Annotated in this window: 2 protein-coding genes; both read right to left on the reverse strand. The window is 73.1% G+C overall.

Going from position 1 to position 11,412, the window contains the following annotated elements; genetic code table 11:
• A partial coding sequence (locus ACFWJW_RS37285; RefSeq protein WP_387249770.1) for an SDR family NAD(P)-dependent oxidoreductase occupies positions 1–8,333 on the reverse strand: 8,333 nt, incomplete at its 3' end.
• A gap of 13 nt (positions 8,334–8,346) precedes the next feature.
• Positions 8,347–11,412, reverse strand: a 3,066-nt coding sequence (locus ACFWJW_RS37290) for a type I polyketide synthase (protein WP_387249766.1), incomplete at its 5' end; no start/stop codon positions are given.

Raw genomic sequence — 11,412 nt, forward strand, 5'->3', positions numbered from 1 at the left:
CGCTCCTGAACGGCCTCGCGCGAGCCGGCGACCGACACCATGCCACCCCGCCCGGCCAACACCCGACCGATGGCCTGACTGCGCAACGCCACCACGCGGGCACCGTCACGCAGCGACAGAATGCCCGCGACGCAGGCCGCGGCGATCTCACCCTGAGAGTGACCGACCACAGCCGACGGCACCACGCCACAGTCCTCCCAGACCGCAGCCAACGACACCATCACCGCCCACAGCACCGGCTGCACCACATCAACCCGCGTCAACGCGTCCTCGTCGGACAGCACCTCATCCAACTTCCAGGACACGAACTCCGACAGCGCCGCACTACACTCAGCCATCCGCCCCGCGAACACCGGGGAGGCAGCCATTAGTTCGTCCGCCATGCCCAGCCACTGCGAACCCTGACCAGGGAAAACCAGCGCTACACGGGCACCGGCTCCGGTGCCGGTCGAGCCCCGCACCACGCCCGCAGGGTCCGCCCCCGCAGCCAGCCCACGAAGGCCCGAGAGCGCCTCGTCACCATCAGCGGCGAGCACCACCGCCCGGTACTCCAACCCCGCCCGCGTACTCAGCAGCGAGAACCCCACATCAGCAGCATCCAGCCCCGGACGGTCCGCCACGAAGGACGCCAACCGCCCCGCCTGGGCAACCAACGCCTGCTCCGAACGCGCCGACAGCACCCACGGCACCGGCCCCGGCCCCGTCACCGGAGCAACCGACTCCACCCGCTCCGCTTCAGGTGCCTGCTCCAGCACCACATGCGCATTCGTCCCACTGATGCCGAAGGACGACACACCCGCCCGACGCGGCTGACCGCTCTCCGGCCAGTCCCGGGCCTCCGTCAGCAGCTCCACCGCACCCGCGGACCAGTCCACATGCGACGACGGCTCGTCCACATGCAGCGTCTTGGGCAGCACACCGTGCCGCAGCGCCATGACCATCTTGATGACGCCGGCCGCGCCGGCCGCCGACTGGGTGTGTCCGATGTTGGACTTGATCGAGCCCAGCCACAGGGGCCGGTCCTCGGGGCGGTCCTGGCCGTACGTGGCGAGCAGCGCCTGGGCCTCGATCGGGTCGCCCAGCGTCGTACCGGTGCCGTGCGCCTCCACCGCGTCCACATCCGACGCGTCGAGTCCGGCGTTGGCGAGCGCCTGACGAATAACCCGCTGCTGCGAGGGGCCGTTCGGCGCCGTCAGACCGTTGGACGCACCGTCCTGATTCACCGCCGAACCCCGCACCACCGCAAGCACCGGATGGCCATTGCGCCGGGCGTCCGACAGCCGCTCGACCAGCACCATGCCGGCGCCTTCGCCCCAGCCCGTGCCGTCCGCCGCGTCGGCGAAGGGCTTGCAGCGGCCGTCCGCGGCGAGGCCGCGCTGGCGGGAGAACTCGATGAACACGTCCGGGGTGGCCAGCACGGTGACCCCGCCGGCCAGTGCCAGTGAGCATTCGCCGGAGCGCAGCGCCTGGATCGCCAGATGCAGGGCCACCAGGGAGGACGAGCAGGCCGTGTCCACGGTCAGTGCCGGGCCCTCCAGGCCGAAGGAGTACGAGATGCGGCCGGAGACCACGCTGCCCGCGGTACCGGTGCTGGCGTATCCCTCGGTCTGGTCGAACACCGGGGCCAGCTGGGTCGAGTAATCGTCGGAGGTCGCGCCGGCGAATACACCGGTCTTGGTGCCGCGGACCGAGTGGGGGTCGATTCCGGCGCTCTCGAATGCCTCCCAGGAGGTTTCCAGCAGCAGGCGCTGCTGCGGGTCCATGGCCAGGGCCTCGCGCGGGGAGATCCCGAAGAAGGCGGGGTCGAAGCCGGTGGCGTCGGCGAGGAAGCCGCCCGCGCGGGCGTAGGAGGTGCCGCGGTGGTCGGGGTCCGGGTGGTACAGCTCGTCGAGGTTCCAGCCACGGTCCGTGGGGAAGCCGGAGAGCGCGTCGGTGCCGTCGGCGAGCAGCCGCCAGAGGTCCTCGGGCGACTCCACTCCGCCGGGGTAGCGGCAGGCCATGCCGACGATGGCGATCGGCTCGTCGTCGGCGGCAGCGGAGGACCGCACGGGCGCCGGGGTGTCGGTCTGCCGGCCGAGCAGTTCGCCGCGCAGGTGGTTCACCAGGGCTTGCGAGTTCGGATAGTCGAAGACGAGGGTCGCGGGCAGTCGCAGTGCGGTGCCGCTGTTGATCCGGTTGCGCAGCTCCACCGCGGTCAGCGAGTCGAAGCCGAGCTCGGAGAAGGCGCGCTCGGCCTCCACCGCCTCGGGGCCCGGGTAGCCGAGCACCGCGGCCACCTGTGTACGTACCAGGTCCAGCAGGGCTCGGTCCTGTTCGGCGGTGGACAGTGCGGAGAGCCGCTGGACGAGGGTGTTGCCGGCGTCCGGTGCGGTGAGCGCGGCGGCCCGGCGGGACGGGGTACGTACCAGGCCGCTGAGCACGGGCGGCAGTTCCGCCGCGGTGGCGCCCTTCAGTTCCAGCTTGGCGGGGGTGACCACGGCTCGGGCGACGGTGGCGGCCGCGTCGTACAGCGCGACGCCCTCCTCCGAGGTCATCGGCAGCACGCCACCGGAGGCGGCGCGCCGCACATCGTGCTCGGCCAGCTTCCCGGTCATGGCGCTGGCCTCGGCCCACAGGCCCCACGGCAGGGAGAGCGCGGGCAGGCCGAGCGCGCGGCGGTGTGCGGCCAGGGCGTCCAGGAAGGTGTTCGCGGCGGCGTAGTTGCCCTGTCCCGGGCCGCCGAACACACCGGACACCGAGGAGAACAGCACGAAGGCGGAGAGGTCGAGGTCCTTGGTGAGCTCGTGGAGGTGCCAGGCGCCGTCCACCTTCGGCCGCAGTACGTGGTCGAGCCGTTCGGGGGTGAGCGAGTCGATCACGCCGTCGGAGAGCACCCCGGCGGTGTGCACCACACCGGTCAGCGGGGTCTGCGCGGGGATGTCGGCGAGCAGCGCGGCCACCGCGGCCCGGTCGGCGATGTCGCAGGAGGCCAGGGTGACCTCGGCGCCGAGTGCGGTGAGTTCGGCGCGCAGGCCGGCCGCGCCGGGTGCGTCGGCGCCGCGCCGGCTGACCAGCAGGAGGTGGCGTACCCGGTGTTCGGCCACCAGGTGCCGGGCGATGACGGCGGCGAGGGTGCCGCTGGCTCCGGTGATCAGTACCGTGCCGTCCGGGTGCGGCGCCGGCGGGATGGTGAGGACCACCTTGCCGACCTGGCGGGCCTGGCTGATGTACCGGAAGGCGTCCGGGGCGCGGCGCACGTCCCAGGTGGTGAGCGGCAGCGGGCGCAGCACTCCGCGGTCGAACAGGGCGAGGAGGTCGGTGAACATCTCGCGGGTGCGTTCCGGCCCGGCCTCGGGGAGGTCGAAGGCGCGGTAGCGGACGCCGGGGTAGGCGGTGGCGGTCTCGTCCGCGTCGCGGATATCGGCCTTGCCCATCTCGATGAACCGGCCGCCGGAGGGCAGCAGCCGCAGGGAAGCGTCCACGAACTCGCCGGCCAGGGAGTCGAGTACGACGTCCATGCCGCGGCCCCCGGTGGCGGCCAGGAACTGGTTCTCGAAGTCCAGGGTCCGGGAGGAGGCGATGTGGTCGTCGTCCAGACCGAGGTCCCGCAGGGCGTCCCACTTCGCAGGGCTGGCGGTGCCGTAGACCTCGGCGCCGAGGTGGGTGGCCAGCTGTACCGCGGCCATGCCCACGCCGCCGGCGGCGGAGTTCACCAGCACGGTGTCGCCCGGCCGCACTCCGGCCAGGTCGACCAGGGCGTAGTAGGCGGTGAGGAAGACGATCGGGGTGGCCGCGGCCTCGGCGAAGGACCAGCCGTCGGGGATGCGGACGATGGCCCGGTGGTCGGCGACGGCGAGAGGGCCGAAGGCTTCGGTGAAGGTACCCATGACCCGGTCGCCGGGGGCGAGTCCGGTCACGCCGGAGCCGACCTCGACAATCACGCCGGCGCCTTCCAGTCCCATCGCTCCGGCGTCGCCGGGGTACATGTCCAGGGCGCTGAGCACGTCCCGGAAGTTGAGGCCGGCGGCGCGTACCTCGATCCGGACGTGGTGCCCGGCGAGTGGCCCGCAGGCCCGGTCGCTGTCCACCAGCGCGAGGGCGTCCAGGTTGCCCTTGGCGGTGCTGGCGAGCTGCCAGGCCCGGCCGCCCGGCGGGGTCAGCGGGGCGGCGGAGGCGGCCTTCGTCAGACGGGCGGCGTGCAGGGTGCCGTCGCGCAGCGCGAGCTGCGGTTCGCCGGCGGCGAGGGCGGCGGGCAGCGCGCGGCAGGACGCGTCCTGGTCGTCGAGGTCGATGAGCAGGAAGCGGTCCGGGTGCTCGGTCTGCGCGGAGCGGACCAGTCCCCACACCGGGGCGGGTGCGAGGTCCGGGCCGCGCTCTTCGGTGACGGAGACCGCGCCCCGGGTGAGGATGACCAGACGGGACGTGGCGAACCGCTCCTCGGCCAGCCAGCCGCGCAGGGCGGCCAGCGTCCGGGTGGTGGTCTCCCGTACCCGGTCCGGCAGTTCGCCGGGGGCGGCCTCGGGCAAGGCCCAGAGCACGGCGTCCGGCACGGTGTCCCGCGCGGCGAGGGCCGCGAAGTCCTCGGCGGTCACCACTTCGGTGCCGGCGGCGCGCAGCGTGCGGGCCACGGTCTCGGTGCCGCTGCCGACGGCCGCCCAGGTGACCGGGGCGGGCTCGCCCGCTTCGGGCAGCGTGATCCAGTCGAGGTGGAAGAGCGAGGACCAGTGGTCGCGGGCGGCGGGCTTGAGGGTGCCGGAGACCGGCCGGATCGCCAGGGAGTCGATGGTGGCCACGGGCGTGCCGGTGTCGTCGGTGACGAGGACCGCGACCCCGCCGTCCGGGGACGGGGAGAGTCTGGCCCGCAGGGTGGCCGCGCCGACCGCGTGCAGCCGGACGCCGGTCCAGGAGAACGGCAGGCCGGGCCCGCCGCTGGTGAGGGACGCGCCGAGGCTCACGGTCTGTACCGCCGCGTCGAGCAGGGCCGGATGCAGACCGAACCGGCCCGCCTGTTCGGCCGCTTCCGCGGGCAGCGCGACCTCGGCGAACACCTCGTCGCCGCGCCGCCACGCGGCCCGCACGCCCTGGAACACCGGTCCGTACGCGAATCCGGCGGCGGTCAGCTCCTCGTAGAAGCCGTCTACGGCGACGGGTTCGGCCTCGGCGGGCGGCCATGCCCCCGCGAGTCCGTCGGGCGTGCCGGTGCCGGCCGCGGCGGCGAGGAAGCCGGTGGCGTGCTGCGTCCAGGGCTCATCGGCGTCGGCGTCCTCGGGGCGGGAGAACACCGAGATCTCCCGACGGCCGTCCGCGGCGGGCTCGCCGACGGTGACGCGGGTCTGCACCGCGCCCTGGCCGGGGAGGGTCAGCGGCGTCTGGAGGGTGAGTTCCTCCAGGAGGTCGCAGCCGACCTGGTCCCCGGCGCGGATGGCGAGTTCGACCAGTGCGGTGCCCGGTACCAGCACGGTGCCGGAGACCGCGTGGTCGGCGAGCCAGGGGTGGGTGGCCAGGGACAGCCGGCCGGTGAAGAGGAAGCCGTCGGAGTCGGGCAGCGCCACGGCCGCGCCGAGGAGGGGGTGTCCGGCCGGGCCGAGTCCGGCGGCCGTGACATCCCCGGCACCGGCGGAGCCTTCGAGCCAGTACCGCCGGCGCTGGAAGGCGTAGGTGGGCAGGGCGGTGCGCCGGCCGCCCTGGAGGTGCGGGGTCCAGTCGACGGTGGCACCACGCACGTGGGCACCGGCGAGGGTGTCGCGTAGGGCCTCGGGTTCGGGGCGGTCCGCGCGCAGGCTCGGCTGGAAGGCGACGGTCTCCGGCAGACAGTCCTGGCCCATCGCGGAGAGCACCCCGCCGGGGCCGAGCTCGACGAAGAGGTCCACGCCTTCGCGGTGCGCGGCCCGGATGCCGTCGTGGAAGCGCACGGCCTCCCGGACGTGGCGGACCCAGTACGCCGGATCGCGCAGTTCCTCGGGCTCGGCCAGGCGTCCGGTCACGTTGGACACCACCGCGAGCTGCGGTTCCTGGTAGGTGAGTTGCTCCGTGACCGCGCGGAACTCGGCGAGCATCGGCTCCATGAGCGGCGAGTGGAAGGCATGGCTCACCCGTAGCCGCTTGACCTTACGGCCCTCGGCCTCCAGAGCGGCGACGACCTGCTCCACCGCGTCCTCGGCACCCGAGAGCACGACGGACCCGGGGCCGTTGACGGCGGCGATCCCGACCTGCTCCCGGCCCTCCAGCAGCGGCAGGACCTCGTCCTCCGAGGCCCGCACCGACACCATCACCCCGCCGGCCGGCAGCGCCTGCATCAGCCGCCCACGCGCCGCGACCAGCTGCGCCGCGTCCGCCGTCGACCACACACCCGCCAGGTAGGCGGCGGTGACCTCACCGATGGAGTGGCCCAGCAGCACGTCCGGGGTCAGGCCCCAGGACCGCATGAGGCGGTGGAGCGCGACCTCGACGGTGAACAGGGCGGCCTGGGCGTACTGGGTCTGGTGGAGGAGTTGCTGGTCCTCGCCCCAGACGACCTCCCGCAGGGGGCGGGGCAGCCGCGGGTCGAGCTCCGCGCACACCTCGTCCCATGCCTGCGCGAAGACGGGGTAGGTCTCGTACAGCTCACGGCCCATACCGAGCCGCTGCGCTCCCTGGCCGGTGAACAGCACACCGACCCGGCCGTCGCCCGCGACCCCGCACAGCGCACCGGTGGCGTCGGCCCCGCGCTCGGCCAACTCCTCGACGCGGGCGAGGAGTTCGTCACGTCCGGTACCGAAGACGACCGCGCGGTGCTCCAGCGCGGCTCGGCTGGTCGCCAGGGAGAAGCCGATGTCGGCCGGGTCCAGATCCGGCCGGCCGGCCACGAAGGACATCAGTTCACGGGCCTGGGCGGCCAGGGCCTGCCGGGAACGGGCGGACAGCACCCAGGGCAGCACCGCGGGAGCCGCCGGAGCGTCCGGCGCCGCCGGGGCTTCTTCCGGGGCCGGTGCGCCTTCCGGGGCCTGTTCGAGGATGACATGGGCGTTGGTGCCGCTGATCCCGAAGGACGACACCCCGGACCGGCGGGGGCGGCCGGTCTCCGGCCAGTCGCGGGCCTCGGTGAGCAGCCGCACCGCGCCGGCCGACCAGTCGACGTGCGGGGTGGGCTCGTCGACGTACAGGGTCTTGGGCAGCACACCGTGCCGCAGGGCCATCACCATCTTGATGACCCCGGCGGCTCCCGCGGCGGCCTGGGTGTGTCCGATGTTGGACTTCACCGAGCCGAGCCAGAGCGGCCGGTCGGCGGGGCGGTCCTGCCCGTAGGTCGCGAGCAGCGCCTGGGCCTCGATGGGGTCGCCGAGGGTCGTACCGGTGCCGTGCGCCTCCACCGCGTCGACCTGATCGGCCGACAGCCGGCTGCTGGCCAGGGCCTGCCGGATCACCCGCTGCTGCGAGGGGCCGTTGGGGGCGGTCAGACCGTTGGACGCACCGTCCTGGTTCACCGCCGACCCCCGCACCACCGCGAGGACCGGGTGACCGTTGCGCTGGGCGTCCGACAGCCGCTCGACCAGCAGCAGTCCGGCGCCCTCACCCCAGCCCGTGCCGTCCGCGGCACCCGCGAACGCCTTGCACCGGCCGTCCTCGGCGAGACCCCGCTGCCGGGAGAACTCCACGAACAGATCGGGGGTGGACATCACCGATACGCCGCCGGCCACGGCCAGCGAGCACTCCCCCGCGCGCAGCGCCTGCATCGCCCAGTGCAGCGCCACCAGCGAGGAGGAACAGGCGGTGTCCACGGTGATCGCGGGACCTTCGAGGCCGAAGGTGTAGGCGATGCGGCCGGACAGCACACTCGCCGAGGCGCCGGTGACGCCGTAGCCTTCGGCCACCTCGGGCGCCACCCGCAGCTGCGAGGCGTAGTCCTGGTAGTTCACCCCGACGAACACACCGGTCCGGCTGCCGCGCAGCGAGAGACCGTCGATGCCGGCCCGCTCGAAGGTCTCCCAGGAGGCTTCGAGCAGCAGCCGCTGCTGCGGGTCCATCGCGGTCGCCTCACGCGGCGAGATCCCGAAGAACCCGGCATCGAACTCGCCGACGCCCTCCAGGAAGCCGCCTTCCTTGACGTAGGAGGTCCCGCGGTGGTCGGGGTCCGGGTGGTACAGACTCGCCACGTCCCAGCCGCGGTCGGCCGGGAATTCGCTCATGGCGTCGGTACCGGAGGCCAGGATCCGCCACAGTTCCTCGGGCGAGTTCGCGCCGGGGAACCGGCACGCCATCGCGACGATCGCGATCGGCTCCCGCATCGCGCCCGCGAGCTTGCGGTTCTGTTCACGCAGCCGTTCGGTCTCCTTGAGCGATGCTCGCAGAGCCTCAGCGACGCGGTCTTTCTGCACGGCCATCGTGAACTCACAGTCCTCGCGTCATGTCGTCTTCGGCGCCGGAACCGTCGAGCGCGAGCTGGATCATGGCTTCCATGTCCATCGTGTCGAGCGATTCGCGGTCGTCGTCTTCGGTGGTCTCGGACGCTTCCTCGGTGATCCCGGCCAGTTCCAGCAGGGAGCTCATCAGCCCGGCCTCGGCAAGACGGTTCAGCGGAATCGAGGCCAGCATCCGGCGGATGGTCTCCTCGTCGTCGGCGGCACCGGAGCCGGCGTCCCCGTACGCCGCGAAGTGCGTGCCGAGGTATTCGGCGAGCACCCGCGAGTTGGGGTAGTCGAAGATCGTGGTGGCCGGGAGTTTCAGCCCGGTGTCCCGGTTGAGCCGGTTCCGCAGCTCCACAGCGGTCAGCGAATCGAACCCCAGGTCCTTGAATGCCTTGCCCGCTTCCACCGCGTCCGCGTCGGCGTAGCCCAGTACGGCGACCACATGGCCACGCACCAGGTTCAGCAGCAGACGCGACCGCTGCGCCGGGGAGGCGGTCCGCAGCCGCTCCGGCAGTCCGTCCGCGCCGCCCTGGCCGGCCGCGGCGCTGCGCCGGGTCCCGCGGACCAGCTGACGCAACAGCGGGGGAACCTCGTCGGTACGCAGGCCCGCGCCGAGCGCCGTGAGATCGAGCCGGACCGGCACGGTGAGCGCCCGTCCCCCCGCGACCGAGGCGTCGAACAGCGCCAGCGCCTCCGCCGAGGACATCGGACGCAGACCGTCCCGGGCCTTACGCTGCCGGTCCGCCTCGCTGAGCGTGCCGGTCAGCCCGCTGCTCTCCTCCCACAGCCCCCAGGCCAGGGACTCGGCGGGCAGCGTGTGGGCGCGACGGTACGCGGCGAGCGCGTCCAGGAACGCGTTGGCGGTGGCGTAGTTGCCCTGTCCCGGTGCGCCGAACACACCGGCGGCCGAGGAGAACAACACGAAGGCGGACAGGTCGAGGTCCTTGGTGAGCTCGTGCAGATTCCAGGCGGCGTCCACCTTCGGCCGCAGTACCGCGTCGATCCGCTCCCGGGTCAGGGACCCGAGGACGCCGTCGTCCAGCACGCCCGCGGTGTGCACGACACCGGTCAGCGGGGCCTCCGCCGGGATAGCGGCGAGCAGTCCGGCCAGCGCGTCCCGGTCGGCGGTGTCACAGGCGGCGATGGTCACCCGGGCGCCCAGAGCGGTGAGCTCGTCCCGGAGCGCGGCAGCGCCCTCGGCGTCCGGGCCACGGCGGCTGGTCAGCAGCAGGTTCTGCACCTGATGCTCGGTGACCAGATGCCGGGCGACCAGCGTGCCCAGGGTTCCGGTACCACCGGTGATCAGCACGGTGCCCTCCGGCTTCCACACCGGGCCGCCGTCCTTCTCGGACGGCTCCAGCGTGGTGAGCCGCGGTACCGTCAACAACCCTTCACGAATGGCCACTTGAGGCTCGCCCAGGGCGACGGCCGCCGTCAGCGCAGCGCGCGACGCCTCCCGGCCATCGCTGTCGACCAGCACGAAATGATCCGGGTTCTCCGACTGTGCGGAACGCACCAATCCCCATACCGGTGCCGTCACCAGATCTACTTCCTCCCCCGTCACAGACACCGCGCCCCGGGTCAGAATCACCAACCGCGACCCGGCGAACCGTTCTTCAGCCAACCAGGCCCGCAGCGTCTCCAACACCCCATATGCGGCCTCCCGAACCCCACCGGGAACCCCGACAACCCCTGAGTCGGGTACCGGGAGAACCACTACTTCCGGGGTCGGATCGAGCGCCTTCAGGGCGTCCAGGTCCCTGACGGCACCGCCCGACGCGGCACCAACCCCTAGACCGTCGCCCCCGAGCACCACCAGGGAACTCCCCTCGGGGTCCCCTGGCACCGAGGTCGGGGCCGGAGCCGGGGCCACCCAGTCCACCCCGTACAGCGACTCGCGGCGGCCGGCCACCTCGGCGAGCCGCTCCACCGGCACCTCATCCCAGGTCACGGACGCGATGGAGGCGACGGGAGCGCCCTCGACATCCGCGATCCGTACGGCGTACCCGTCCCCGGCCGGGGTCAGCGCCACCCGCAGTGCGGTCGCCCCTACGGCATGCAGGCTCACCCCCGCCCAGGCGAGCGGCAGTTGCGCCCCGTCCGGTCCGGCGCAGTGCAGCGCCGCATCAAGCAGTGCCGGGTGCAGCCCGAAGCCGCTCGGGTCGCCGGTGTCCCCCTCGGGAAGGGCCACCTCGGCGAACAGCTCGGCACCGCGCCGCCAGACCGCCCGCAGCCCTTGGAACACCGGGCCGTAGCCCAGCCCCAGCTCGGCCCGTTCGCGGTAGAAGTCCGCCGGATCGACGGACTCGGCGCCCGTGGGAGGCCAGGTCCGTGCGTCAAAACCGGCCGGCTCAGCGCTTCGGGTGAGGACACCACTCGCGTGCCGAATCCACGCCTGCTCGTCTTGGACGTCCTCGGGCCGCGAGTAGACACTGATCTCCCGGCCGCCGTCCGCGCCGGGCTCCGCGACCAGCACCCGCAGCAGCACGGCAGCACGGTCCGGGAGCACCAGCGGTGTGTGCACGGTGAGTTCGCGGACGAGGTCGCAGCCGACCTGGTCCCCGGCCCGGATGGCAAGGTCGACGAACGCCGTCTCGGGCACCACTGCGGTGTTGTGGACGATCCGCTCGGCCAGCCAGGGGTGGGTGGCCGGCGACAGCCGCCCGGTGAGCACCTGGCTACCCGGCATCGAAACGGCCGCACCGAGCAGGGGGTGATCGGCGCCGGCCAGTCCGGCGGCGGTGACATCGCCGACGGTGCCGGTGTCGTCCAGCCAGTAGCGCTGACGTTGGAAGGCGTAGGTGGGAAGTTCGACCCGCCGGCCGGTGGGGAGCAGCGTGCTCCAGTCCACCGGGACGCCGTGTGACCAGAGTTGGGCGAGGGACTGCGCGAAGCGGGACCAGCCGCCTTCGTCGCGGCGGAGGGTCCCGGTCACTACGACGGGGCTGCCGGACTCCTGCGCGGTGTCCTCGATGCCCGGGGTGAGGACGGGGTGCGCACTGCACTCGACGAAGACGCCGTGCCCGTCGGCGACCAGTGCCTGGACGGC

Origin of the sequence: Streptomyces sp. NPDC127097 (assembly GCF_042724075.1) — a bacterium.
Lineage (GTDB): Bacteria > Actinomycetota > Actinomycetes > Streptomycetales > Streptomycetaceae > Streptomyces.